We start from the raw sequence: 23,981 nt of genomic DNA on the forward strand, positions 1-23,981 counted from the left end.
GCCTCTTTGTTCGGCACGTCCTCTTAATCCAAATGCCGGCTACCGGTCCCGCCACGTGCGGGACCGACCGTTTCGGACGCGCTGTTACTGCGTGTTCTTCTCGAGAAACTTAACCGCGTCACCAACGGTCAGAATCGTCTCTGCTGCATCGTCAGGAATCTCGACGGCGAACTCTTCTTCAAAGGCCATGACGAGCTCGACGGTGTCGAGGCTGTCAGCCCCGAGATCGTCAATGAAGCTCGCATTGTCGGTGACCTTCTCCGGTTCGACCCCGAGGTGCTCTACGACGATCTTCTTCACCCGTTCCGCGATGTCGCTCATTCTCGGTTCCTCGATTGTGTTTGGCGAAACTATCCTGCCGGGATGACCCGGCCTCACTGACCGCGTTTCTTCTTTTTAGGAAAGACCCAGCGGATGATCCAGGACCGTACGACCTCGACACAGGCGTCCTTTCAACAGGAGCGCTCAGGTCTAAGTCCGTCCTCAGGGCGCGGCGGTAGGTAACACACTTTCAAAGGCTTGACCAGAAGCGCCGCCGCCCATCCGGTCCAGGATTTCCGGGCCTTGCGGCCCATCGGCGATGGTCAGATCATGACCATGCCGCCATTGATATGGAGCGTCTGACCCGTCACGTAACCCGCTTCGTCGCTGGCCAGATACACCACCCCGGCGGCGATGTCGGACCCCTGCCCCAGCACGCCCGCCGGGACAGCCGAGAGAATCGACGATTTCTGGTCCGCGTTCAACGCATCTGTCATCGGACTCTCGATAAAGCCGGGGGCAATTGCGTTGATGGTGACGTTTCGGCTCGCGACTTCCTTCGCGAGCGCCTTGGTCATGCCGATCATGCCGGCCTTCGCGGCGGCGTAGTTCACCTGCCCCGCGTTGCCCGTCACGCCGACGATCGACGAGATGTTGATGATCCGGCCCGTGCGCTTGCGCATCATCGTGCGCAGGCACGCCCGCGAGAGCTTGAAGGCGACCGACAGGTTGACCTCCAGCACCCGGTCCCAGTCCTCGTCCTTCATCCGCAGCGCAAGCATGTCGCGCGTGATGCCGGCATTGTTCACCAGGATGTCCACCGGGCCCGCGGCTTCCTCGCAGGCGGGAACCAGCGCCTCGACGCTGTCGCGGTCCGACAGGTCGGCCGGCACGACGTGGACGCGGTCGCCCAGTTCGCCGGCGAGCGTGTCGAGCGCCTCGCGCCGGGTGCCGGAAAGGGCGACGGTGGCGCCCTGGGCGTGCAGCGCCCGGACGATTGCCCCGCCGATGCCGCCGCTTGCGCCCGTCACCAGCGCGATCTTGCCTGTCAGGTCGAACATCTTGGTTGTCCTAGCTTCGGGTGCCGAGACGCTCGGCGAAAGCACGCACGTCGTCGGGTCCGTTTACCGCAACGCCGTCGAGCGCGCGATCAATGCGTTTGGCCAGCCCCGTCAGGACCTTGCCCGCGCCGATCTCGACGATCGTATCGACGCCGTTGGCGGCGAGCCACTCGACCGATTCCCGCCAGCGGACGGTGCCGGTCACCTGCTCGACGAGGCAGGCGCGAATCTCGTCCGGGTTGGCGATCGGCGCCACCCGCACATTGGCGACGAGCGGCGCCGACGGCGCCTGCAGGGATACGTCGGCCAGCGCCGCGGCCATGACCGTCGCGGCCGGGGCCATCAGCGGACAATGGAACGGCGCGGAGACCGGCAGCAGCATCGGACGCTTGGCGCCGCGCTCGCGGGCGATCTCGATGGCGCGCTCGACGGCCGCACGGTGGCCGGAGACCACCACCTGGCCAGGCGCGTTGTCGTTGGCAACCGCGATCACGTCGCCTTCGGCCGCGTCGCGGGCAACCCCCTCGGCGGCGTCGCGGTCGAGACCCAGCAGCGCCGCCATGGCGCCCACGCCGACCGGCACGGCTTCCTGCATCGCCAGTCCGCGGCGGCGCAGGAGGCGCGCGGCGTCGGCGATCGACAGGCTGCCGGCGGCGGCAAGCGCGGAATATTCACCCAGCGAGTGACCGGCCACGAAGGTCGCCGCATCCGCGACGCGCACGCCCTCCGATTCGAGGGCCCGGATCGTGGCGAGGCTCACCGCCATCAGCGCGGGCTGCGCATTGGCCGTCAGGGTCAGCGTCTCGGCCGGGCCGTCCCAGATGGTGGCCGACAGCTTCTCGCCGAGCGCATCGTCGACCTCGTCGAAGACCGCGCGCGCCGACGGATAGGCGTCGGCGAGGTCGCGCCCCATACCGACGGTCTGGCTGCCCTGCCCCGGAAACGTGAAAGCGATCGTCATTGAATAATGGCGTTCCTTGCGAGCGACCTGGTTCGGCCGAAGAGCGACCGTCACAAAAGTGCGTCACTCGTCTCGTGTGCGGCCGGACAAAGACGAGACGGCGCCGGCCTGTCAAGTGCAGATGCTCGCAACCGCTCAAACCAGTTGCATTTTTCCGCGAAGGGGATAGATAGACCGACCTACATCACATTCGGCTGGAGGCTGAACGGAAAGTCGCTCTTGGTAGTCGACCGAGAACGACAGGTTTTCCACACTGGAAGCCGTTTTCCCGTGTCTCCGCTCGCGAAGGCGTATTCGAACGCCTTTCTCGAAGGCTTCGACGAGGCTTTGCGCTGGGTGTGATAGTCAACAGAGGAAGGCACATCCATGCCACTTTACGAGCATGTGTTCCTGGCTCGCCAGGACATTTCAGGCCAGCAGGTCGATCAGCTGATCGAACAGTACAAGGCCGTACTCGAAGGCCTCGGCGGTTCCGTCGGGCGCATCGAGAACTGGGGTCTCAAGAACCTCTCCTACCGCGTCAAGAAGAACCGCAAGGCGCACTACGCGCTGATGGACATCGACGCGCCGCCGGCCGCCATCGCCGAGATGGAGCGCCAGATGCGCCTCTCCGAGGACATCCTGCGCTACATCACCATCCGCGTGGAAGCCCACGAGGACGGTCCGTCCGTCATGAAGCAGAAGCGCGAGCGCGACGACCGTCGCCGCGGCGACCGCTTCGATCGCGGTGACCGCCCGGAGCGTGGCGATCGTCCCGAGCGTGGTGATCGTCCGGACCGTGGAGATCGCGATCGCGGTGACCGCCGTGACGACCGTCGTGGAGTTGCAGAATGATCGATATCGCCCAGCTGCCCACCCGCCGGCCCTTTTTCCGCCGCCGGAAGACCTGCCCGTTCTCCGGAGAGAACGCGCCGCGGATCGACTACAAGGACGTGAAGCTGCTGCAGCGCTACGTCTCCGAGCGCGGCAAGATCGTGCCGTCGCGCATCACGGCTGTGTCGGCCAAGAAGCAGCGTGAGCTCGCCAAGGCGATCAAGCGCGCCCGCTTCCTCGGCCTGCTGCCCTACGTGATCAAGTAGACAGCGCCTTCATCTCGACTGCCCCCGGCGGCGACGGTTCCTTTAAATCGCGCCGCCGGGACTACCGCTGGGACCGGCCGGGGCAACCCGCGACCGGCCTCTAACCGCCTCCTGGAGCAAGCCGCCGCAGCGCAGTCGCGCCCGAGCCGCACTCCAGAGCATCGAACACGATCATCTTCCGCGCCGGCCAGGGCAGTCGCCCGACGGCAGGATGATCACCGTGCGGGACAGACGGAAAGGACCCCCGACAATGCAGGTCATTCTTCTCGAGCGAATTCCCCGGCTCGGCCAGATGGGCGACAGCGTGCGCGTGCGCGACGGCTTCGCCCGCAATTTCCTCCTGCCGCAGGGCAAGGCGCTGCGCGCCAACGAGGCGAATCAGAAGCGCTTCGAGCGCGACCGCGCCCAGCTCGAGGCGCGCAACCTTGAGCGTCGCCAGGAAGCGGAGCAGGTCGGCGAGAAGCTCGACGGCAGCGCGTTCGTGGTGATTCGCCAGGCCGGCGAGACCGGTCAGCTGTACGGGTCGGTCTCGACCCGCGACATCGCCGAGATCCTCGAGGGCGGCGGCTTCTCGGTCGGCCGTAACCAGGTCGAGCTGAACCAGCCGATCAAGACCCTCGGCGTGCACACCATCTCGATCCGCCTCCACCCGGAAGTGGCCGTCTCGGTGACCGTCAACATCGCCCGCTCGCCGGACGAGGCCACCCGCCAGGCGCGTGGCGAGGACGTTCTCTCCTACGACCAGTTCGCGTTCGAGGAAGACGAGGACGAGGATGCCGAGGCGTCCGCCGAGGCCGAGGAAGCTGCTGGCGAAGAGCCGGAAGCAACCGAAGACGACGTCAACGCCTGACTTGTTTTGCCGCTTCGGCCTGCTTGGGCGGAGCGGCAAAAGCCATGCATCCAATTGGCTGACCTATGTTCAAGGAGCGCTTGAGGTTCAAGCGCTCCTTTGCTTACGATAACGTCAACTTGAACGGAGAATCGCCGGTCATTCCAACCGGCTGGCCATCCGAGGCGTTATGGACAAGCTGCTCAAGAGCTTCCTCTCGCGCGTCGTGAAGACGGGAGCGCTCACCGTCGTGAGCGCCAACGGAGCCACGCACGAGTTCGGCGACGGTTCTGGAACTCCGGTCCGCGTTCGCTTCACGACCCCCGGGGCTGAACGAAGCTGCATTCTCAACCCCGGCCTGAAGGTCGGGGAATGCTTCATGGATGGGACGCTCGTCGTCGAGCAGGGCGCCATCTACGATTTCCTCGCCGTCGTGCTCTCCAACACCGGTCTCGAAAGGCCGGGCTGGTGGATGCGTGCCGAGGAGACCTACCGCTACCTCACCCGCCGCCTGCGCCAGCACAACACGCATTCGCGCGCGCGCTCCAACATCGCCCACCATTACGACCTCAACGGCGATCTCTACCGGCTCTTCCTCGACGCCGATTCGCAGTATTCGTGCGCCTACTTCGAGACGCCCGATACGGATCTGGAGGAGGCGCAGCTCGCCAAGAAGCGCCACATCGCGGCCAAGCTGGCGCTCGAGCCCGGACAGCGGGTCCTCGACATCGGTTCCGGCTGGGGTGGCATGGGCCTCTACATCGCGCGCCATTTCGATGCCGAAGTGACGGGTGTGACGCTGTCGACGGAGCAGTACGAGCGCTCCAACGCGCGCGCCGCGGAGATGGGCCTGTCCGACCGCGTCCACTTCGAGCTCAAGGACTACCGCGACCTCGACGGCCCCTACGACCGGATCGTCTCGGTGGGAATGTTCGAACACGTCGGCGTCGGCTACTTCGAGGATTATTTCCGCAAGTGCCGGTCGCTGCTGGCTGACGACGGGGTGATGCTCCTGCATTCGATCGGGCGGTTCGATGGGCCCGGCGACACCAACTCGTGGATCTCGAAGTACATCTTCCCCGGCGGCTACATCCCCGCGACGTCCGAGGTGATCCCGGTCATCGAGCGCACTGGGCTCAAGATCACCGACATCGAGATCCTCCGCCTTCACTACGCGGAGACGCTGAAGGCCTGGCGCGAACGGTTCATGGCCCGCCGGGACGAGGCGAAGGCGCTCTACGACGAGCGTTTCTGCCGGATGTGGGAGTTCTACCTGGCCGGATCGGAGACCGCCTTCCGCTTCCAGGACATGATGAACTTCCAGATCCAGATCACCCGGAACCAGCATGCCCTGCCCCTCACCCGCGACTACATGATCGAGGCCGAGACCAGGCTCAAGGAGATCGACCGGGAGCCTATTTCGTACCGCGAGGCGGGAGAGTAGCGACAGGGTCGCGTCAAGCCCCGGCGCGGCTTTTCGTTCGCGGCGGGGGATAGCGGGCACAAGCGGCGAATCAGGTACGCTTGTTCTCCCGCTCGCCGGCTTTCACCGCTATGGATCATGCGGGATCCGCCCGGCCGTCGTCGGGCGGGCAGCGCGGGCATCGCCCATGCATTACGGATGATCACGGTCCGACGACCGTCCGGCCAACTCCGTCGCGACGAACGCCCTCCGGACGGGCGGACACGCAGAGGGACCGGCGCCGGCGCGGAAGCGGGGACGGAGGCGAACCATGGCCACCTCGGCCCTTTCCCTGACCAGCGAGACGGCGGCAGCCCGCACGGCGCCCCACAACATCGAGATCGAGCGACAGCTCCTCGGCGCCATCCTGGTGAACAACGAGACGTTCTACCGCGTCACCGACTTTCTCGAGCCGACGCATTTCTTCGTCGAGCAGCACCGGCAGATCTACGAGAAGGTCGCCCACCTGATCCGCGCCGGCAAGGTCGCCTCGCCGATCACCGTCAAGACGTTCTTCCCGGCTGACGCGAAGATCGGCGACCTGCCCGTCACCCAGTACCTGCTGCGCCTCGCCGCCGACGCCACGACGATCATCAACGCCGAGGACTATGGCCGCACGCTGATGGACCTCGCGCTCCGGCGCCTGCTGATCACCATCGGCGAGGACATGGTCAACGTCGCGTACGATTCCCCGATCGACGCCACGCCGCGCCACCAGATCGAGGACGTCGAACGCAAGCTGTTCTCGATCGCCGAGAGCGGCAGGTTCGAGGGCGGGTTCGGCTCCTTCGGCGACGCGGTGACCCTGGCGGTCGACATGGCCGCCGCCGCCTTCGAACGCTCGGGCCACCTCTCCGGCGTCTCCACGGGCCTTGTGGATCTCGACCGGCAGGTCGGCGGTCTGCAGGCGTCGGATCTGATCATCCTTGCCGGCCGCCCCGCCATGGGCAAGACGTCGCTCGCGACCAACATCGCCTTCAACATCGCCCGCGCCTACAAACCGGAGACCCAGCCGGACGGGACCATCAAGGCGCTCGACGGCGGCGTCGTCGGCTTCTTCTCGCTGGAAATGTCGTCGGAACAGCTGGCCACCCGTATTCTCGCCGAACAGTCGGGCGTGTCCTCGTCGAAGATCCGACGCGGCGACATCGACGAGGAGCAGTTCGCGCGGCTGGCCGCGACGGCGCAGGAAATGCGCACGCTGCCGCTGTTCATCGACCAGTCGGGCGGCCTGACCATCGGACAGCTGACCGCCCGGGCCCGCCGCCTGAAGCGGCAGCAGGGGCTCGACGTCCTCATCATCGACTACCTTCAGCTGCTGCAGGGCTCGGGCAAGCGCTCCTCCGACAGCCGCGTCCAGGAAATCACCGAAATCACCACAGGCCTCAAGGCCTTGGCGAAGGAACTCAACGTGCCTGTGCTGGCGCTGTCGCAGCTGTCGCGTCAGGTGGAATCGCGTGACGACAAGCGGCCGCAGCTCTCCGACCTGCGTGAATCGGGCTCGATCGAGCAGGACGCCGACGTGGTGATGTTCGTGTACCGCGAGGAGTACTATCTGCAGAGCAAGATGCCGAAGGAAGGCACCGAGCAGTTCTTCGAGTGGCAGGCCCAGATGGAACAGGTGGCCGGCCGCGCCGAGGTCATCGTCGGCAAGCAGCGCCACGGCCCCACCGGCACCGTCAACCTGCAGTTCGACGCCCAGGTCACCCGCTTCTCCAGCCTTGCCCCGGACGACCATCTCCCCGCACGCCTGGACTGATTGGATCAGAGCGCCGTGTTTCGAAGCCCCTTCTCCCCCGCCTACCCTCGCGAGCAGCATGCCGGCGGACGGCTGACCATCGACCTTGCCGCGCTCGCCGGAAACTGGATCCGGCTGCGTGACCGCAGCCGCCCGGCCGACTGCTCGGCCGTGGTGAAGGGCGATGGCTACGGCATCGGCCTGGAGCGGGCCGCCGACACATTCTGGAACGCCGGCTGCCGGACCTTCTTCGTAGCCCTTCCCGAAGAGGGAATGCGGCTGCGCGAGGTGCTGCCCGACGCCACGATCTATGTGCTGAACGGGCTGTTCCGGGGCGCGGAGGCGGACTATCGCGAGGCGAAGATCATCCCGGTGCTCGGCAGCCCCGGCGAGATCGAGGACTGGGGACGGTACGCACGCTCGGTCGAGCGCGAGCTGCCGGCGGCCATCCACGTCGACACCGGCATGAACCGGCTCGGCCTCACCCACGCCGAAGCGGAATCGTTCGCCGGCGTCGACATGGAGCCGGGCGTCGCGCCGAAGCTGCTGGTGAGCCACCTCGCCTGCGCAGACACGCCGGATCATCCGCTGAACCGCAAGCAGCTCGACGCCTTCGCGGCGGCAAAGGCGCTCTATCCGGACATTCCCGCCTCGCTGGCGAATTCGGCCGGCGTGCTCGCCGGCGGCGATTTCCTGTTCGATCTCGTGCGCCCCGGCATCGCGCTTTATGGCGGCCGGGCGAAGGTCGAGGGCGAAAACCCGATGGCACCGGTCGTGACACTGGAAGCACGGGTGCTCCAGGTGCGCGAGGTGTCCCGGGAGGAAACCGTCGGCTACGGAGCCGTCGGTCACCTGGAACGGCCGGGCCGCGTCGCGATCGTCTCGGTCGGCTATGCGGACGGGCTGCTGCGCGGCGCCGGCGAGCGCCCCGGCGCCGCGGGGGCGACGGCATGGATCGCCGGGCACCGAGTGCCCTATATCGGCCGCGTCTCCATGGACCAGATCACGCTCGACGTGAGCGCCGTCCCCGAGCACCTCCTGCACCGGGGGAGCTGGGTCGAACTCTTCGGGCCCCACATCGCCGTGGACGACGTTGCCCAGGCCGCCGGCACCATCGGCTACGAACTCCTGACGGATCTCTCCCGCCGTTACGCCCGCCGCTACGTCGGGCTGGACGCGCGCTGATGGCCAAGCGGCAACCGCGCTTCGTCTGCCAGGAATGCGGCACCGTCACCAATCGCTGGGCGGGCAAGTGCGAATCCTGCGGCGCCTGGAACTCGATCTCCGAGGAGACCGTCACCGACCCGATCCTGGCTGGCACCGGCAAGCTCTCGTCGGTGCGCGGCCGGCCGGTGAAGCTGGAGAGCCTGGCCGGCACCAGCGACGAACCGCCGCGGCTGCAGACGGGCATCGCCGAGCTCGACCGCGTCACCGGCGGCGGCTTCGTACCCGGCTCGGTGCTGCTGGTCGGCGGCGACCCGGGGATCGGCAAGTCGACCCTCCTCCTCCAGGCGGCCGCGAGACTCGCCATGGACGGCGGTCACGTCGTCTACATCTCCGGCGAGGAGGCGATCCCCCAGGTGCGCATGCGCGCGGAGCGGCTCGGCGCCAGCGGCGCCCCCGTGGCGCTTGCGTCCGAGACCTGCGTCGAGGACATCCTGGCGACGCTGCAGGTGGGCCCCCGGCCCGGCCTGGTGATCATCGATTCCATCCAGACCCTGTGGACGTCGATCGCCGAATCCGCGCCCGGAACCGTGTCCCAGGTCCGCGCCAGCGCGCAGGCCCTCATCCGCTACGCCAAGACTTCCGGCGCGACAGTCGTGCTGGTCGGTCATGTCACCAAGGACGGCCAGATCGCCGGGCCCCGGGTGGTCGAGCACATGGTCGACGCGGTGATCACCTTCGAGGGCGACGGCAGCCATTCCTTCCGGCTCCTGCGCGCCACGAAGAACCGATTCGGGCCCACCGACGAGATCGGCGTCTTCGAGATGACCGGCGCCGGCCTCAGGGAAGTGGATAACCCGTCCCAGCTGTTCCTCGGCGAGCGCGACACCGCGAGCCCCGGGGCCGCCGTGTTCGCCGGCATGGAAGGCACCCGCCCCCTGCTGGTGGAGATCCAGGCGCTGGTGGCTCCGAGCACGCTCGGAACCCCGCGCCGGGCCGTCGTCGGCTGGGATTCCAGCCGCCTCGCCATGGTGATCGCCGTGCTGGAGGCACGCTGCGGCGTGCGGCTCGGAAGCAACGACGTCTACCTGGCGGTGGCGGGCGGTCTGCGCATCACCGAGCCCGCCGCCGACCTCGCCGTCGCCGCGGCGCTGATCTCCTCTCTGGGCGGGCTTGCTCTGCCCAGTGATTGCGTCTATTTCGGCGAAGTCAGCCTGTCTGGTCGTGTCCGGTCGGTCGCCCATGCGGCGGGACGGCTGAAGGAAGCGGAAAAACTCGGGTTTGGGCAGGCTGTGGTTCCGGAAGCGGTGGCGACGGACTCACCCAAGGGTTTGCGAACAGTTGCGATCGGCAGTCTCAATGATCTCATCGGACGTCTGTTCGAAGACGGGGTTCCCGACGGGCTCCGCGGCGGCGACAAAGATGCGCCCGATCGCAAACCATCCGCATCATCCTGAGAAGTGCTTGAAACGCGCCCAGAACGGCGCGGTGGCGTGAGGAGCCCGATCCATGTCCTTCACCGCATTTGATGCCCTTGTCCTCGCGGTCGTGCTGATCTCGGCGCTGCTGGCGATGATCCGAGGCTTCGTGCGGGAAGTGCTGTCGATCGCCGCCTGGGTGATCGCCGCCCTCGTCGCCTACATGTTCCACGACTCCCTCGTCCCGACGATCGAGAAGTACATTACCCAGCCGACGATCGCGCTCGCGGTCTCCGCGGCCGTCATCTTCCTGGTCACGCTGATCGTCGTCAGCTTCATCACCATGAAGTTCTCCGATTTCGTCGTCGACAGCCGCGCCGGCTTCGTCGACCGCTTCCTCGGCTTCCTGTTCGGCGTCGCCCGCGGCGTGCTGCTGATCGTCGTCGCGCTCATCTTCTTCAACTGGCTCGTGCCGGAGCGGAACCAGCCGACCTGGGTCGTGCAGTCGGCCTCGCGCCCGACCCTCAACGACCTCGGCAACCGCCTGCTGGCGGCCCTGCCCGACGATCCGGAAGCCACCTTCCGCGACGCCGTGAAGCCCCGCGAAAGCGGCGCTCCCGTCGACGACAACGCGACTGCGCCGACCCGGACCACGCCGGACTACGGATCGCAGGAACGCAACCAGATGGATCAGCTGATCCAGTCCACCGGTGAGGGAAATTCCGAGGCGGCTCCGGCCCCCCAGGCCCCCGCCGGTACCGACGCCGGAACGCCGGGAAATTAGTCGACAAGGGCGGCGTTCCTACTTTTGAGATCCATCCGCACCCACGGCTTGTATGAAAGCAGCCGGGGTGCACTGGATATTGGTCAGGGATCAACCTATGTGCGGTCGGGTAAGCCCAGCCGCATCCGCGTTGATCTTGGGGGGTTAATGAGGTCCGGTCCCGAATGCCCCGTCTTTACGATTCAGTGAGCCCCGCGAACGCCGGCTCCTTCGCCGACGAAGCGGACGACCACTTCCACGACGAGTGCGGCGTCTTCGGCATCTTCGGCCACGACGATGCCGGCGCGCTGACGGCCCTCGGCCTGCACGCGCTCCAGCATCGCGGCCAGGAGGCCGCGGGCATCGTCTCCTACGATGGCGCCCAGTTCTTCACCGAACGCCACATCGGCCTGGTCGGAGACAACTTCACCAAGCCCGCGGTGATCGCCCGGCTGCACGGCAACCGCGCCATCGGCCACACACGCTACTCCACCACGGGCGGCGCTGCGCTGCGCAACGTGCAGCCCCTGTTCGCCGAGTTCGCCGGCGGCGGCTTCGCCGTCGCCCACAACGGCAACATCACCAACGCCCGCACGCTGCAGCGGCAGCTGCGCGAACGCGGCTCGATCTTCCAGTCCACGTCGGACACCGAAACGCTGATCCACCTGGTGGCGACCAGCGACCGGCGCTCCTTCATCGAGCGCTTCATCGATGCGCTGCGCAACCTCGAAGGCGCCTACGCGCTCGTCGGCATGACCGACAAGAAGCTCGTTGGAGCGCGCGACCCGCTCGGCGTCCGCCCGCTGGTGCTCGGCGATCTCGACGGCTCCTACGTGCTGACCTCCGAGACCTGCGCGCTCGACATCATCGGTGCCCGGTTCGTCCGCGACATCGAGCCCGGCGAGGTGGTGGTCATCACCAGCGACGGCATCGAATCGCTGCACCCGTTCGCCAGCACGCCCTCCTCCCGCTTCTGCATCTTCGAGTACGTCTATTTCGCGCGGCCGGATTCGATCGTGTCGAACCTGAACGTCTACGACGTGCGCAAGCGCATCGGCGCCGAACTCGCGCGTGAGTCTCCGGTGCCTGCCGACGTTGTGGTGCCGGTGCCCGATTCCGGCACCCCGGCGGCGATCGGGTTTGCCGAGGCGGCGGGCCTGCCCTTCGATCTCGGCATCATCCGCAACCACTATGTCGGTCGGACCTTCATCCAGCCGACCGACGCCATCCGCCACATGGGCGTGAAGCTGAAGCACAACGCCAACCGCGAGGTTCTCGAGGGCAAGCGCGTCGTGCTGGTGGACGATTCCATCGTGCGCGGCACCACGTCCCTGAAGATCGTCGAGATGGTGCGCGAGGCCGGCGCGGCCGAGGTCCACATGCGGATCGCCAGCCCGCCGACCACGGACTCGTGCTTCTACGGCGTCGACACCCCGGAAAAGTCCAAGCTCATCGCCGCCCGCATGACGGTCGAGGAGATGGCGCGCTACATCAAGGTCGACAGCCTGGCCTTCCTCTCGATCGACGGTCTCTACCGCGCCGCCGGCCAGCCCGGCCGGACCAACGAGAGCCCGCAATACTGCGACGCCTGCTTCACCGGCGATTATCCGACCCGCCTGACCGATCGGCTCGAGAACAACACCGACCCGCAGCTCTCGCTGCTGGCCGAGGTCGGCTGATCATGTCGGGAGCCTTCGAAGGCCGTGTCGCCCTGGTGACGGGCGCGACGCGCGGCATCGGCCGTGCGGTGGCGCTGAAGCTCGGCGAAGCCGGCGCCCACGTGGTGGCCGTCGGCCGCACGGTGGGCGCGCTGGAGGAACTGGACGACGAGATCCGCGCCGCGGGAGGCCCCGCCCCGACCCTCGTGCCGATCAACCTCACCGACTACGACGCCATCGACCGGCTGGGTGCGGCGCTGTACGAGCGCTGGGGCCGCCTTGACGTCCTGGTCGGCAACGCCGGCATGCTCGGCCAGCTGTCGCCGATCGGGCATATCCCGCCGAAGGTCTGGGACGATGCGATCGGCCTCAACCTCACGGCCAACTGGCGGCTGCTTCGCTCGCTCGATCCGCTGCTGCGTCAGTCCGAGGCCGGCCGTGCGGTGTTCCTCACGGCCGCCCAGGCCCGCACCTCCGAGCCGTTCTGGGGTGTCGTCGCCGCGTCGAAGGCCGGACTGGAAGCGCTGGTGCGCACCTATGCCAACGAGGTGCGCCACACCAACGTTCGGGTGAACCTCGTCGATCCGGGACCGACCCGCACCCACTTCCGCGGCAAGGCGTTCCCGGGCGAAGCGAAGGATGCGGCGACACCGCCGAGCGCCCACGCGCTGCCCATCATGGCGCTACTCACGCCCGCCTGCCTGGAGCACGGTAGCCTCATCGAGCTCGGCCACCCCGTTGCCGACGACGGCATCCCGGCCAGCGAACGGACCGTGGGCATCGCCTGAGCGTTTCCCGATCTGATCGACGCAATCTGATCGAAGTAAATTCGCTCAAGGCCCCAGCCGGGCCTCGCGATCAGCGGGTCCGGCCATAATGCATCTCGGAAATGATTTCAGGCGTAGGGGTTGTCGCCCTTGCGCAGGGTCAGCCGGATCGGCACGCCGTCGAGCTTGAAGGTCTCGCGCAGGCCGTTGACCAGGTAGCGCTTGTAGGCCGCCGGCAGGTCGTCGGGCATCGAGCAGAACGCCACGAAGTGCGGCGGACGCGTCTTCACCTGGGTGATGTAGCGCAGCTTGATGCGGCGGCCGGCAACGGCCGGCGGCGGATGCCGGTTGATGGCATTGAAGAGCCAGCGGTTGAGCTGGCCCGTCGTCGCCCGGGTCGACCAGCGCTCGACGGTGCTGACGACGGCTTCCATGAGCCGGTCGAGGCCCAGCCCCGTAAGGCCGGACACCGGAACCAGGCGAAGGCCGCGCAACTGCGGGAGCAGCCGGTCCGCCGCCTCGCGCAACGCGCTGAGCGTCTGGTCGCGATCTTCGACCAGATCCCACTTGTCGAGCGCAATCACGATGGAGCGGCCTTCGCGCTCCACCAGATCGATGATGTGCAGGTCCTGCTTCTCGAACGGCACGGTCGCATCGATGGTCATGACCACCACCTCGGCGAAGCGCAGCGCCCGGATGGAATCGTTGACCGACAGGCGCTCCAGCTTGGCCTGGACCTTGGCCTTCTTGCGCATACCGGCAGTGTCCACCAGACGGAAGGCGCGGTCGCGCCACGTCCAGTCGACGCTGATGGAATCGCGGGTGATGCCGGCCTCGGGCCCGGTCAGCATACGCTCCTCGCCGATCAGGCGGTTGATGAGCGTCGACTTGCCGGCGTTCGGGCGGCCGATGATCGCCACCTGGATCGGGCGGGTCCGGCCGGGGCCCGCGTCGTCCTCGGCGGGCGCATCGTGTTCCGGCGCAAGGTCCTCGCCCAGCAGGTCGCCGGCGATGACCGCGTCCTGGTCGTCGACATCCGCGTCGCCGCCAAGATCGAGCGTCTGGAACGCCGCGTCGAGGGCGTCGTAGAGCAGGTCGATGCCCTGGCCGTGCTCGGCGGAGAAGGGAATGGGCTCGCCCAGGCCAAGGCTGTACGCCTCCAGGGCGGCGGTGTCGCCACTGCGTCCCTCGGCCTTGTTGGCCAGCACGATCACTGGATGGGACGTGCGCCGCAGCAGCGCGCCGTAGGCCTGGTCGGCGGGGGTGATGCCGGCGCGGGCGTCGACGACGAACAGGATCACGTCGGCCGCCTGAATGGCGGTGTCGGTCTGCTGCCGCATCCGGCCTTCGAGCGTGTCCGGACCGGCATCCTCCAGGCCTGCGGTGTCGACGACTACAAACCGCAGGTCGGAGACGCGGCCCTGCCCTTCGCGCCGGTCGCGGGTGACGCCGGGCGTGTCGTCTACCAGCGCAAGGCGCTTGCCGACGATCCGGTTGAACAGGGTGGACTTGCCGACGTTCGGCCGCCCGACGATGGCGACGCGCGCCTGCCGTTTACCGGATCGGTCGGCAGCGTCATCATCGGAGCGCCGGGATCTTGACCTCATCGGAGTGCCGAGATCTCGCCGGAGTCGGACACGAAGATCATGTTGCCGGACGCCAGGATCGGCGCGGTGTAGCCGTGGTTCGCGACGTTCGTCTGAGACCTGATCTGTCCGTCCGTCGGGTTCACGACCACGAGCTCGCCTTCGTTGGAAATCGCCCACAGGGAGTTGCCCGCCAGTATGGGCCCGTTCCAGGCGTAGCGACCCTTTTTCTTCTGCGGAAGCGCGGTGCGCCAGGCGATCTTGCCGGACGACTTCTCAAGCGCGACCATGCGGCCCTCGAGGTCGATGAGGAACACGCCGGTGCCGGAGACGATCGGCGTCGACGCGCTGCCGACGTTCTGTTCCCAGACCCGCTCGCCCGTCGCCAGGCTGACGGCGATCGTACGCCCGCCAACGCCGGTTGCGAACACGGTGCCGCCATCGATCACCGGGCTGCCGGACACGTCGGTCAGGCCGGCCACGGCCAGGGTGCGCGTCGACCGGGTCACCGAGTCGATCCACTTCGGCTCGCCCTTCGACGCGGTCAGCGCCATCACCTCGCCGGAGCTCATCGGCACGACGATGGTGTCGCCTGAGACACTCGGATTGGCGGTGGACAGCAGGCCGGCGGTCTCCGGAATTCCGCGATAGGTCCAGACCTCGGTGCCGTCGGCCTGGTTGACCGCGACGATCTCGTTGGACTGGTTGACCACGAACACCTTGCCGGCGGTCGCCGTCGGCGAGCCGCGCGCCGGGATGGACATCTCGGTCGACCACAGCACCTTGCCGGATCCGAGATCCAGGGCTGCGAGCGTGCCGTAGCCGGTCGCCACGAACACCTTGCCGCCGTCGATGGCCGCACCGCCGCCGCTGGCGACGTCGCTCTCCTTCTCAGGCCGCAGGCTGGTGCTCCAGCCGCGCCCGCCGCTGGTCACCGACAATGCGGTGACCGTCGCGTCAGGCGAGTAGATGATCACGTTGCCGCCGGCGGCCACGGGGCGGGCCGCGATCCGCTGGGATTCGTTGGCGAACTGCATGACGCTGCCGCCGCCGCGACCGATGGAGGACCTCCAGGCACGGGCGCCACTGCCGCTGAAGGCGAGATGCCCGGTGTTGGACGACGGGTTGCCGCCAACCTGCGGCCAGTCGCCCATGGACGACGCGGCGCCGATCGAGACGGAGGCCACGTCGGTGTTCGCCTCGTCCGGGGTGTCCTGGTTGGTGAAGATGGGGCTCCGCTCGCCGGGAAGGATGGTGTCCTTCTTCCGGAACGGATTGATCGAGGACACCGAGTCGCCGACCGAGCCGCACCCGCTTACCAGAACTGCGACCGCGACAAGAGCCGCGACCGGACGCAAAGAACTCATCATTTACTCACCTCCGACGCCCCCGCACCGGCCGCATCGCCATCCTGTGGCGCTGCCGTGCCGCTGTCTTGCGTCGACGCGGCCTCGCTTGCCGCGGGTGCGGCACGGGACCCATTGATCAGACCCATGAACAGTTGGACCCGGGCTTTGAGGTCCTGCGGCGCGGACGGATCCATCCCGATCTCGCCGAACCATTTCTCTGCGCCCGCATAGTCGCCGTCCTGGTAGGCGGCGATGCCGAGGATCTCGCGGGCCGAGTTGCGCCAGGCGCCAACCTCGGTCGCGACGCCGGTCAGCCGGTCCTCGATGCCGGCCTTGTCGCCGGTGTCGAGCAGCACATAGCCGGCCCGCACCCGGGCGAGATCGCGCTGGCGCTGCGACAGGCTGCTGTCGGCGGCGAGCGCATCGAAGGCGGCCACGGCCGCGTCGGTCTCGCCGGCCAGCGCCATTTCGCTTGCCGCCCGGAAACGGGCAAGAACCGGATAGTCGCCAGGCGCGGACTCGGCAAACTTGGTGAGCGCCTCGGCGGCCCCGGCGCTGTCGCCGTTGGCCGCGGTGTCGAGCGCCGTCAGGAATTCGTCGCCGGCCGTCTGCTCGGCCTTCGTCTGGAAATAGACATAGCCGCGATAGCCCGCGGTCAGGACCACGATCAGGACGGCGACGAGGACGACATAGAGCCCGAAGCGGTCCCACAGCGACCGCATGCGCTCGCGACGCAGATCCTCTTCGACCTCGTGAAAAATGTCCGTCATCGTCCGTCGATCCTCATCGGTTCTCTTGCCGCGTTCATCGCCGCTGCCAATCCGGTCCCGGTCCGCGCCGTGTAACGCGTTCCGGGCTGCGGGCCAAGCCATTTGGCGCGCTCGGGCAGCCGCTGAAACGAAGTGAAGATCAGGCGATTATGGGCACACCGATCAGCCAGACGTGCACCTTCCAGACAAAGAGGGCGTAAACAAGGAGGCCCACCACCACAGCGATGACGTCGTTGCGGGCAGAGCCGGCGACCGGCACGGCGTGCGGGTTCGCCTGCTGGCGGCGCTTCAGGGAAATGCGGGCTATGACGCCCCAGGCCAGGAACGATCCGAACAGGAGCACCGACGCCACGTCGCCGTTGGCCAGAAGATGCGCCAGCGCCCAGATCTTCACCGCCAGGATCATCGGGTGCTTGGTGGCCCGCGAGATCCGCCCGGGAGCGTAGGCGGCGACCAGCAGCACGAAGACCGGCAGCATGATCAGCATCGTCAGATGCCGGGTCCAGACAGGGGGGACGTAGAGAATCGCCGGGCCGGCATCGCGCCACTCGCCGTAGCCCCAGATGATCAGGACGAGCCCGACGAAGGCGACGATCGAGTAGACGGCCCGGTAAGGCCCCTCACCCATTCGGCTGCGCAGGCTGGCGCGCAGGCCGGTGTCGGCCGGCAGGAGGTGGGTGGCGAAAAAGATCACAAGCCCGAGTATGAAGATCCACATGGTCGCCGTCTCCGCTCCGTCCGCATCGCGCTCGTGCGCCATGTCTAGAGCATTTCCAGGCGAGATCGAAGCGATGACCGCGAAAACGCCCGTGTGCCGCGCAGGGCTTGCCCGGGCCGGCGCACGGATACTCCGATGCGAAGCTCCCCGTGCACGAATCGCCGCCGGCAGCGCCCCGATCACATCACTTTCATCGCGGAAGGCCGGATTTGGGGTGCGCCATTCCGCCATCCGAGGATTAACATCGCGGCCGGGTTCGGTCGCGATGGCCTTCTCGATCTGGCTGTCGGACCGGGGAAATTCGGGGGCGTAGATGCGTTACGGATTGAACTGGGGTTGGAGCAACGTGCGGGCCGCCACGCTGGCGCTCGCGGTGGTGGCCGCGGCGGTCACGCTTCCGGCGGCCGCGCGGGCCGCCACGGTGACGGCGACGATCGATCTGTCCGAGCAGCGCATGTACGTGCGTGTCGGCAACACGCCCGTCTACGCGTGGCCTGTCTCGACGGCCCGCAAGGGCTACCGGACTCCCACCGGCAGCTACCGGCCGACCCGCATGTACCGGCGCTACTACTCGAAGAAGTACGACAACGCGCCGATGCCGCATTCGATCTTCTTCCGGGGCGGCTATGCCATCCACGGGACGACGGCGGTGAAGAGCCTCGGGCGTCCGGCGTCCCACGGCTGCGTGCGGCTGGCTCCGTCGAACGCGAAGGCGCTCTATGACCTGGTGCAGGCGAACGGCGCAGCCAATACGCGCATTCTCGTCCGCAACTAGTTGCGCCGCCGACACATTTCGGGGTGGAAGGTCTGCGCGCGCGCACCTGCGCGCAGCTTTGTGATCTGGCTGCGCGATTTTGCGCTTTCGTGCGCGTTTGTGCGCGTTTGTGCGCACGGAAGAGCGATCGGCACGGCGCGAGGTCGACGGATGACTGCATTCCAGTTTTTTTGAAGCGTGAACAAGTAATTCCGGTTTGCCTCAATCCGCGCCGCTTGGCACGCTTCTTGAAATGAAGACCTGTATCGATCCTTCTTTCCACGCCGGACCGCCAGGGGGACAGCTGATGTCCATACGATGGCGCGCGTGTCGCGCGGCGGTGCACAGGGTCTCCCGGACCGCCCCCTTCGACCGCGGCAGGTGGTGAAGGATGCTGAGGGCGGCGGGCACCATTGACCGGGCGATGGCGGGGTTCGGCGAACTCCTCAAATGGATCCTCCCCGTCGTGGTTTTCCTAGCCGCCGCCGTCGCTCTGCTGCGCTACGGCCTGTCGATCGGCTACCCCTGGCTCTCCGAAAGCTTCGTCTGGCTGAACGGCGCGCTCGTCTTCCTCGGTGCCTCGGCGGTCTATGCCCGCGACGGCCACGTCCGGGTGGATCTCGTCTACCGGATGCTCGGCCCGCGCGGCCGGGCCTGGACCAACCTCATCGGGACCGTCCTGTTCCTGTGGCCGATGATGGCGGTCATCGCCGTGAAGGCCTGGCCTGCCCTGCTGCGGTCGTGGAACCTGATGGAGGCCTCGCCCTCCATCGACGGCCTGCCCTTCCTCTATCTGATGAAGACCGCCGTGGTCGCCTTCTGCGGACTGATGGCGATCCAGGGGGTGGCGACGGCGCTCCGCAGCCTGCACGTCATCGTCCACGGGCCCGGGGGCTCGCACTGAGATGGAAACGGAAGCCGTTTCCTGTCTCCTCCTCTTCCTCGGCGTCGTGATCGCGCTTCTCACCGGCTTTCCCGTGGCGTTCGCGCTCGGCGGGTCGGCGGTGCTGATGGCGGGCATCGGCAGCCTGTTCGGGGCGTTCGATCCGATCCTGCTCGGCTCCCTGCCCTCGCGCCTCCTCGACATCGGCCTCAACCCGACCCTCGTGGCGGTGCCGCTGTTCGTGTTCATGGGGACGGTGCTGGAGCGCTCGAAGGTCGCCGAGAACCTGCTCATCACCATGGGCCAGCTGTTCGGCGGGATGCGCGGCGGCCTCGGCATCTCGGTGGTGCTCGTCGGCGCGCTGCTGGCGGCCTCGACGGGCATCGTCGGCGCCACCATCGTCACCATGGCGCTGATCAGCCTGCCGGCGATGCAGCGGGCCCGCTACAGCCAGTCGCTGTCGTGCGGCGTGATCTGCGCCTCGGGCACGCTCGCCCAGCTGATCCCGCCCTCCACCGTGCTGATCCTGCTCGGCACCATGCTGCAGAACGCCAACACCCAGGCGCAGCTCCGGATGGGGATCTTCTCCTCCGATCCGGTGACGGTCACGGACCTGTTCGCCGGCGCGCTGCTGCCCGGCCTGGTGCTGGTGGGCTTCTACATCGCCTGGATCCTCTTCCGCGCCGTCACCGACCCTGAAAGCTGCCCACCGGTGCCCATGAGCGAGGCCGAGCGGACCAACCTGCCGATGCGGGTGCTGTTCGCGATGGTGCCGCCGCTGGGCCTGATCCTGCTGGTGCTCGGCTCGATCCTGACCGGCATCGCGACGGCGACGGAATCGGCCGCCCTCGGCGGCGTCGGCGCGGTGCTGCTGGCGCTGATGAACCGGTCGCTGACCTGGGAGACGTTCGCCGAGGCGATCCGCGACGCCATGAGCATCTCGCTGATGATCTTCGCGATCCTCATCGGCGCGACGATCTTCTCGCTCGTCTTCCGCGGCTTCGGCGGCGAGGACGTGGTGATCGAGCTTCTGCATTCGCTGCCGGCCGGCGCCATCGGGGCGACGATCTTCGTGCTCGGCCTGATGTTCCTGCTCGGCTTCATGATCGACACCTTCGAGATCATCTTCATCGTGATCCCGATCTTCGCGCCGGGACTGATCATGCAGGGCGTCGACCCGCTCTGGCTCGGCGTCGCCGCCGCCGTGATCCTCCAGACGAGCTATCTGACGCCGCCGTTCGGCTTCGGCATCTTCTACCTCCAGGGCGCGTCGAGCGGCCTGTCGCTTCCAACCATCTATCGGGGCGTGATCCCGTTCGTCGTGATCCAGCTTGTCGCCGTCGCGGTGCTGTGGATCTGGCCGGGACTGGTCCACTGGCTGCCCGGGTTGCTCTCGGGCTGAGGAATCGCGCGCCGCACAACCGGTCGAGGGGACCGGCAAGGCGCGCGTGATCCGTCGCAACGACGGCAGATCGACGACACCGACCTTTGTCGCAACACTGAGGGGAACTCGACATGGACCGCAGACAATTCGTCACCAAGGCCGGACTGGGCCTGGCATCGGGAACGGCGGTGGCAACCGGCCTCGCCGCCCCAGCAATCGCCCAGGGCAAGATCGAATGGCGCATGCAGATGACCTGGGCGAAGAACTCGCCGCTGCTCGCCACCGGCCCTGAAATCGTCGCCGACTTCATCTCCAAGGCCTCCGGCGGCCGGATGTCCGTCAAGCTGTACGCCGCCGGCGAGATCGTGCCGCCGTTCCAGGTGCTCGACGCGGTCGCCGACGGCACGCTGGAGATGGGCCACGGCTATCCCGCCTACTGGGCCGGCAAGCTGCCGGCGATGCAGTTCTTCACCCCGATGCCGTTCGGCTTCACCACCCAGGAGCAGAACGCCTGGTTCTCCTACGGCGGCGGCCAGGAGTTGGCCGACGAGGTCTACGGCAAGCTGGGCGTGAAGTTCTTCCCGTCGGGCAACACCTCCGTGCAGGCGGCCGGCTGGTTCAACAAGGAACTCAACTCGATCGAGGACTACAAGGGCCTCAAGGTCCGCTCCGGCGGCCTCGGCGCCAAGGTGCTGACCGAGGTCGGCGCGACGCCGGTGCAGATGCCGCTGGGCGAAGTGCCCCAGGGGCTGCAGTCCGGCGCGATCGACGGCGCCGACTTCGTCGGCCCGATGAACGACATGGCGTTCGGCCTGCACAAGGTCGCCAAATACTACTACTGGCCGGGCTGGATGGAGCCCTGCGGCGTGCTCGACTGCATGATCAACCCGGCCGCCTGGGACAAGCTCCCCGACGACCTGAAGGAGATCGTGCGCGGCGCCAACGTGATGGCCAACCAGATCGTGCTGAACGAGTTCGTGGCCAAGAACGGCAAGGCGCTCGCCCAGATGCGGTCGGAGGGCGTCGACGTGCGCACCCTCAACGACGACATCCTGAAGAAGCTCGCCGAGGTGTCGGCGGGCGTCGTCCAGACGGTGGCGGACTCCGATCCGCTGGCGACCAAGGTCTACGCGTCCATCCAGGACTTCATGAAGACCATCAAGCCGTACACCGCGATCTCCGAGGGCGCCTACATCAACGCCCGGCCGGTCTGACCGGACACCCGCGACGCGGCCGGCCGGATGCCCTCCGGCCGGCCCTTTCCGATTGCCAGTCGATTGTTCAAGGACACACCAAGATGACCGCCTCCCAGACCGGAATCAGCACCCAGGCCGTCCTCTCCATGCGCGGCGGAGGCTACTATTCCGAGCGGACCTACGGCGCCAAGCAGGCGATCGACAAGATGCTGCCGATCGTCCAGGACGCGCTGAAGCCGCAGCCGGGCGCGACCGGCGTCGTGCGCGTCGCCGATTACGGCGCGGCCGATGGCGGCACCAGCCGCGAAATGTGGTTCAAGGCGTTCGAGGGGCTGCGTCAGGGCGGCGACACCCGCGAGATCGCGATCACCTACACCGACCTTCCCTCGAACGATTTCTCCACGCTGTTCCGCACCATGCAGGGGCTGCAGGGGGACCCGGCGCTCGCCTACCAGAAGAACGTCGACGACGTGTTCGTCTACGGCTGCGGCACCGGCTTCCACAGCCAGCTCTTCCCCGCCGGAACGCTCGACCTCGGCTTCTCCGCCACGGCGATGCACTACCTCTCCCAGAAGCCGTGCGAGATCTCGACCCATTGCCATGCGGTGGGCGCGGAAGGCGACGAGGCGGCCGCCTTCGCCGAACAGGCGCGCGCCGACTGGGAGCGCATCCTGCTCGCCCGCGCCGCGGAACTGAAGTCCGGCGGCCGGATGATCTGCCTGAACTTCGGTATCGACGAACAGGGACGCCATCTGGGCACCACCGGCGGCGCCCACATGTTCAACCTGTTCGACCGGTTCTGGGGCGAGCTGCGCGACGAGGGCAAGATCACCAAGACCGAGTACGAGCGCGCGACCTTCGTGCAGTATTACCGGACGCTGGAGGAGTTCACCGCCCCGTTCACCGATCCGGCGTCACCGGTCTCGAAGGCCGGCCTCAAGCTGGTGGAGGCGTTCTCCACCTACACTCGCTGCCCCTACGAGGCGAAGTTCGCCGAGTCCGCCGGCGCCATGTCCGGCGCGGACTTCGCCAAGACGCTGATCCCCACCATGCGCTCGTGGTCGGAGACGGTGTACCTGACCGCCCTCGACGCCCGGCCGCGCGACGAGGCCCAGGCGCTCGTCGACGACTTCTACCAGCGCTACGAGGACCACGTGGCCGCGGCGCCAGAGGGCCACGCCATGGACTACATCCACATCGTCGTGGTGATGGAGAAGGCCTGAGCCGGTGTCAGTCGAGCCGCGCGTCGATCCCCGAAGTGGCAATCGCCGCGCGGAAGGCGTCGCTGAACGCCTCCGCGACCGGCGACAGCGTGCGCCCGGCCCGCCACAGCAGCCCGACCTCGCGGTAGAGGTCGTCCCCCGCCAGCGGCCGGCAGCACACCGCCTTGTCGGCGGCGACCGACAGCGCCGGCAGCACCGTCACGCCGAAATCGGCGCGCACCAGCGCCAGCAGCGAGGTGACGTTGCGGACCATCAGGCGCGAGGCCCGCGAGATCGCCTGGAATTCCGGATCGTGCATCCGCGCCGACGCCCCGTTGGCGATGAAGCGCACGTCGCCAAGCTCATGGGCATGCACCGGGCCATTGGTGGCGGCGAGCGGATTGCCGGCCGCGCACACCAGCACGAAGCGGTCGCGGAACACCGGCGTGAAGGCGACGATGCCGGCATTCGCCGGGCGGCCGGCGATGCCGAGCTCCACCCGCTGGCGCTCGATCGCCAGTTCCACCGATTCCGAATCGGCGTCGCGCACGTCGAGCTCGATGTCCGGCCGCGCGGCGAGGAAGCTGTTGAGCACGATCGGCATGAGCTGGGTGGCCACCGACGGCACGCAGGCGATCTCCAGCCGGCCGATCTCGTTGCGCGCGAACGCGTGGACGGCGGCGACGGAGCGGTCGAAGCCCCTCACCTCGGCGCGCGCCACCGTCAGCACGTACTCGCCGAGCGAGGTGAGCGTCGTCTTGCGGTCGGTTTCGAAGAGCGCGCCGCCCAGGTGTTCCTCGAGCTGTTTCAGGGACATGGAGACCGCCGAGGGCGTCCGGCCGATCTTCTCGGCGGCGTCCTTGATGTTTCCGAGATCCGCGACTTCGAGGAAGACGCGCAGCTGCCCGAGGGTCAGTGCCATGGCGCTCACAAATCCAATTGCACTGAAGTTCGTAACAGAAGTTTCGATTTGATTGA

23 protein-coding genes are annotated in these 23,981 nt (G+C 67.5%); 15 read left to right on the plus strand and 8 right to left on the minus strand.

Features of this window, described 5'->3' with window-relative positions; translation table 11 throughout:
- Positions 1-84: 84 nt before the first annotated feature.
- From AB7M35_RS02575 to fabD, 3 genes are all read right to left on the minus strand, one after another.
- Entirely contained in the window at positions 85-321 is a 237-nt protein-coding gene (locus tag AB7M35_RS02575; RefSeq protein ID WP_453957003.1) for an acyl carrier protein, read from the minus strand.
- A 263-nt stretch (positions 322-584) separates the two neighbouring features.
- Positions 585-1,322, minus strand: coding sequence for a 3-oxoacyl-[acyl-carrier-protein] reductase (gene fabG, locus AB7M35_RS02580; RefSeq protein WP_453957005.1), 738 nt, complete (start codon positions 1,320-1,322; stop codon positions 585-587).
- A 10-nt stretch (positions 1,323-1,332) separates the two neighbouring features.
- Positions 1,333-2,283 carry an ACP S-malonyltransferase gene (gene fabD / locus AB7M35_RS02585; RefSeq protein ID WP_453957006.1) on the minus strand — a complete coding sequence of 317 codons (951 nt, stop codon included), beginning with the start codon at positions 2,281-2,283 and terminating at the stop codon, positions 1,333-1,335.
- A 366-nt stretch (positions 2,284-2,649) separates the two neighbouring features.
- Here fabD and rpsF point away from each other — a divergent pair, with 366 nt between their 5' ends.
- The 10 genes from rpsF to AB7M35_RS02635 all read left to right on the plus strand — a co-directional run bounded on the left by rpsF (position 2,650) and on the right by AB7M35_RS02635 (position 13,182).
- Positions 2,650-3,117, plus strand: a complete 468-nt coding sequence (gene rpsF / locus AB7M35_RS02590; RefSeq protein WP_453957007.1) for a 30S ribosomal protein S6 — start codon at positions 2,650-2,652, stop codon at positions 3,115-3,117.
- A complete protein-coding gene (rpsR, locus tag AB7M35_RS02595) occupies positions 3,114-3,362 on the plus strand; it encodes a 30S ribosomal protein S18 (RefSeq protein WP_453957009.1) in 249 nt (82 codons plus the stop codon). The genes rpsF and rpsR overlap by 4 nt, the downstream gene beginning before the upstream one ends.
- A 250-nt stretch (positions 3,363-3,612) precedes the next feature.
- Entirely contained in the window at positions 3,613-4,212 is a 600-nt protein-coding gene (gene rplI, locus AB7M35_RS02600; protein WP_453957011.1) for a 50S ribosomal protein L9, read from the plus strand.
- Between the two features lie 169 nt (positions 4,213-4,381).
- A complete protein-coding gene (locus AB7M35_RS02605) occupies positions 4,382-5,635 on the plus strand; it encodes a class I SAM-dependent methyltransferase (RefSeq protein WP_453957012.1) in 1,254 nt (417 codons plus the stop codon).
- Between the two features lie 289 nt (positions 5,636-5,924).
- A complete protein-coding gene (locus AB7M35_RS02610) occupies positions 5,925-7,412 on the plus strand; it encodes a replicative DNA helicase (RefSeq protein WP_453957014.1) in 1,488 nt (495 codons plus the stop codon).
- Positions 7,413-7,427: 15 nt separating this feature from the next.
- Positions 7,428-8,576 carry an alanine racemase gene (gene alr, locus AB7M35_RS02615; RefSeq protein WP_453957015.1) on the plus strand — a complete coding sequence of 383 codons (1,149 nt, stop codon included), beginning with the start codon at positions 7,428-7,430 and terminating at the stop codon, positions 8,574-8,576.
- Positions 8,576-10,012, plus strand: a complete 1,437-nt coding sequence (gene radA, locus AB7M35_RS02620; RefSeq protein WP_453957016.1) for a DNA repair protein RadA — start codon at positions 8,576-8,578, stop codon at positions 10,010-10,012. Before alr ends, radA begins: the two co-directional genes overlap by 1 nt.
- A 52-nt stretch (positions 10,013-10,064) precedes the next feature.
- On the plus strand, positions 10,065-10,757 hold the full coding sequence (locus AB7M35_RS02625) for a CvpA family protein (RefSeq protein WP_453957018.1): 693 nt from the start codon (positions 10,065-10,067) through the stop codon (positions 10,755-10,757).
- A gap of 164 nt (positions 10,758-10,921) precedes the next feature.
- Positions 10,922-12,415, plus strand: coding sequence for an amidophosphoribosyltransferase (gene purF / locus AB7M35_RS02630; protein ID WP_453957019.1), 1,494 nt, complete (start codon positions 10,922-10,924; stop codon positions 12,413-12,415).
- Positions 12,416-12,417: 2 nt separating this feature from the next.
- Positions 12,418-13,182 carry an SDR family NAD(P)-dependent oxidoreductase gene (locus tag AB7M35_RS02635; RefSeq protein WP_453957021.1) on the plus strand — a complete coding sequence of 255 codons (765 nt, stop codon included), beginning with the start codon at positions 12,418-12,420 and terminating at the stop codon, positions 13,180-13,182.
- 107 nt (positions 13,183-13,289) lie between these two features.
- Here AB7M35_RS02635 and der read toward each other — a convergent pair whose 3' ends face one another.
- From der to AB7M35_RS02655, 4 genes are read right to left on the minus strand one after another with little or no spacing between them, the layout of a single operon-like run.
- Entirely contained in the window at positions 13,290-14,768 is a 1,479-nt protein-coding gene (gene der / locus AB7M35_RS02640; RefSeq protein ID WP_453957023.1) for a ribosome biogenesis GTPase Der, read from the minus strand.
- The gene (locus tag AB7M35_RS02645) at positions 14,765-16,114 is read right to left on the minus strand and encodes an outer membrane protein assembly factor BamB family protein (protein ID WP_453957025.1); all 1,350 of its coding nucleotides are present in this window, start codon (positions 16,112-16,114) and stop codon (positions 14,765-14,767) included. The genes der and AB7M35_RS02645 overlap by 4 nt, the downstream gene beginning before the upstream one ends.
- Positions 16,114-16,968 carry a tetratricopeptide repeat protein gene (locus tag AB7M35_RS02650; RefSeq protein WP_453957026.1) on the minus strand — a complete coding sequence of 285 codons (855 nt, stop codon included), beginning with the start codon at positions 16,966-16,968 and terminating at the stop codon, positions 16,114-16,116. Before AB7M35_RS02650 ends, AB7M35_RS02645 begins: the two co-directional genes overlap by 1 nt.
- A gap of 37 nt (positions 16,969-17,005) precedes the next feature.
- Positions 17,006-17,584, minus strand: a complete 579-nt coding sequence (locus AB7M35_RS02655; protein WP_453960580.1) for an NnrU family protein — start codon at positions 17,582-17,584, stop codon at positions 17,006-17,008.
- A gap of 313 nt (positions 17,585-17,897) precedes the next feature.
- Between AB7M35_RS02655 and AB7M35_RS02660 the strand changes: the two genes are divergently transcribed.
- The 5 genes from AB7M35_RS02660 to AB7M35_RS02680 all read left to right on the plus strand — a co-directional run bounded on the left by AB7M35_RS02660 (position 17,898) and on the right by AB7M35_RS02680 (position 23,024).
- A complete protein-coding gene (locus tag AB7M35_RS02660; protein WP_453957027.1) occupies positions 17,898-18,359 on the plus strand; it encodes a L,D-transpeptidase in 462 nt (153 codons plus the stop codon).
- 370 nt (positions 18,360-18,729) lie between these two features.
- On the plus strand, positions 18,730-19,242 hold the full coding sequence (locus tag AB7M35_RS02665; protein ID WP_453957029.1) for a TRAP transporter small permease subunit: 513 nt from the start codon (positions 18,730-18,732) through the stop codon (positions 19,240-19,242).
- A 1-nt stretch (position 19,243) separates the two neighbouring features.
- Positions 19,244-20,623: a TRAP transporter large permease gene (locus tag AB7M35_RS02670; protein ID WP_453957031.1), complete on the plus strand. Its 1,380-nt coding sequence runs from the start codon at positions 19,244-19,246 to the stop codon at positions 20,621-20,623.
- 113 nt (positions 20,624-20,736) lie between these two features.
- Positions 20,737-21,819 (plus strand): TRAP transporter substrate-binding protein, encoded by a 1,083-nt coding sequence (locus AB7M35_RS02675; protein ID WP_453957033.1) that lies wholly within the window; start codon positions 20,737-20,739, stop codon positions 21,817-21,819.
- A gap of 83 nt (positions 21,820-21,902) precedes the next feature.
- Positions 21,903-23,024 (plus strand): SAM-dependent methyltransferase, encoded by a 1,122-nt coding sequence (locus AB7M35_RS02680; protein ID WP_453957035.1) that lies wholly within the window; start codon positions 21,903-21,905, stop codon positions 23,022-23,024.
- Positions 23,025-23,031: 7 nt separating this feature from the next.
- Here the strand turns inward: AB7M35_RS02680 and AB7M35_RS02685 are convergent, their stop codons facing one another.
- Positions 23,032-23,925 carry a LysR family transcriptional regulator gene (locus AB7M35_RS02685; protein ID WP_453957037.1) on the minus strand — a complete coding sequence of 298 codons (894 nt, stop codon included), beginning with the start codon at positions 23,923-23,925 and terminating at the stop codon, positions 23,032-23,034.
- Positions 23,926-23,981 lie beyond the last annotated feature (56 nt).

The organism is Amorphus suaedae (genome assembly GCF_053629675.1).

What these genes read in the sequence shown, in the direction of transcription:
- AB7M35_RS02675 (WP_453957033.1), top strand. Translation starts at nt 20,737, where the DNA reads ATGGACCGCAGACAATTCGTCACCAAGGCCGGACTGGGCCTGGCATCG.
- der (WP_453957023.1), bottom strand. Translation starts at nt 14,768, where the DNA reads ATGAGGTCAAGATCCCGGCGCTCCGATGATGACGCTGCCGACCGATCC.
- rplI (WP_453957011.1), top strand. Translation starts at nt 3,613, where the DNA reads ATGCAGGTCATTCTTCTCGAGCGAATTCCCCGGCTCGGCCAGATGGGC.
- AB7M35_RS02635 (WP_453957021.1), top strand. Translation starts at nt 12,418, where the DNA reads ATGTCGGGAGCCTTCGAAGGCCGTGTCGCCCTGGTGACGGGCGCGACG.
- AB7M35_RS02645 (WP_453957025.1), bottom strand. Translation starts at nt 16,114, where the DNA reads ATGAGTTCTTTGCGTCCGGTCGCGGCTCTTGTCGCGGTCGCAGTTCTG.
- fabG (WP_453957005.1), bottom strand. Translation starts at nt 1,322, where the DNA reads ATGTTCGACCTGACAGGCAAGATCGCGCTGGTGACGGGCGCAAGCGGC.
- AB7M35_RS02650 (WP_453957026.1), bottom strand. Translation starts at nt 16,968, where the DNA reads ATGGCTTGGCCCGCAGCCCGGAACGCGTTACACGGCGCGGACCGGGAC.
- fabD (WP_453957006.1), bottom strand. Translation starts at nt 2,283, where the DNA reads ATGACGATCGCTTTCACGTTTCCGGGGCAGGGCAGCCAGACCGTCGGT.
- AB7M35_RS02605 (WP_453957012.1), top strand. Translation starts at nt 4,382, where the DNA reads ATGGACAAGCTGCTCAAGAGCTTCCTCTCGCGCGTCGTGAAGACGGGA.
- radA (WP_453957016.1), top strand. Translation starts at nt 8,576, where the DNA reads ATGGCCAAGCGGCAACCGCGCTTCGTCTGCCAGGAATGCGGCACCGTC.
- AB7M35_RS02655 (WP_453960580.1), bottom strand. Translation starts at nt 17,584, where the DNA reads ATGTGGATCTTCATACTCGGGCTTGTGATCTTTTTCGCCACCCACCTC.
- purF (WP_453957019.1), top strand. Translation starts at nt 10,922, where the DNA reads ATGCCCCGTCTTTACGATTCAGTGAGCCCCGCGAACGCCGGCTCCTTC.
- AB7M35_RS02665 (WP_453957029.1), top strand. Translation starts at nt 18,730, where the DNA reads ATGCTGAGGGCGGCGGGCACCATTGACCGGGCGATGGCGGGGTTCGGC.
- AB7M35_RS02680 (WP_453957035.1), top strand. Translation starts at nt 21,903, where the DNA reads ATGACCGCCTCCCAGACCGGAATCAGCACCCAGGCCGTCCTCTCCATG.
- AB7M35_RS02610 (WP_453957014.1), top strand. Translation starts at nt 5,925, where the DNA reads ATGGCCACCTCGGCCCTTTCCCTGACCAGCGAGACGGCGGCAGCCCGC.
- AB7M35_RS02670 (WP_453957031.1), top strand. Translation starts at nt 19,244, where the DNA reads ATGGAAACGGAAGCCGTTTCCTGTCTCCTCCTCTTCCTCGGCGTCGTG.
- AB7M35_RS02575 (WP_453957003.1), bottom strand. Translation starts at nt 321, where the DNA reads ATGAGCGACATCGCGGAACGGGTGAAGAAGATCGTCGTAGAGCACCTC.
- rpsF (WP_453957007.1), top strand. Translation starts at nt 2,650, where the DNA reads ATGCCACTTTACGAGCATGTGTTCCTGGCTCGCCAGGACATTTCAGGC.
- rpsR (WP_453957009.1), top strand. Translation starts at nt 3,114, where the DNA reads ATGATCGATATCGCCCAGCTGCCCACCCGCCGGCCCTTTTTCCGCCGC.
- AB7M35_RS02685 (WP_453957037.1), bottom strand. Translation starts at nt 23,925, where the DNA reads ATGGCACTGACCCTCGGGCAGCTGCGCGTCTTCCTCGAAGTCGCGGAT.
- AB7M35_RS02625 (WP_453957018.1), top strand. Translation starts at nt 10,065, where the DNA reads ATGTCCTTCACCGCATTTGATGCCCTTGTCCTCGCGGTCGTGCTGATC.
- AB7M35_RS02660 (WP_453957027.1), top strand. Translation starts at nt 17,898, where the DNA reads ATGCGTTACGGATTGAACTGGGGTTGGAGCAACGTGCGGGCCGCCACG.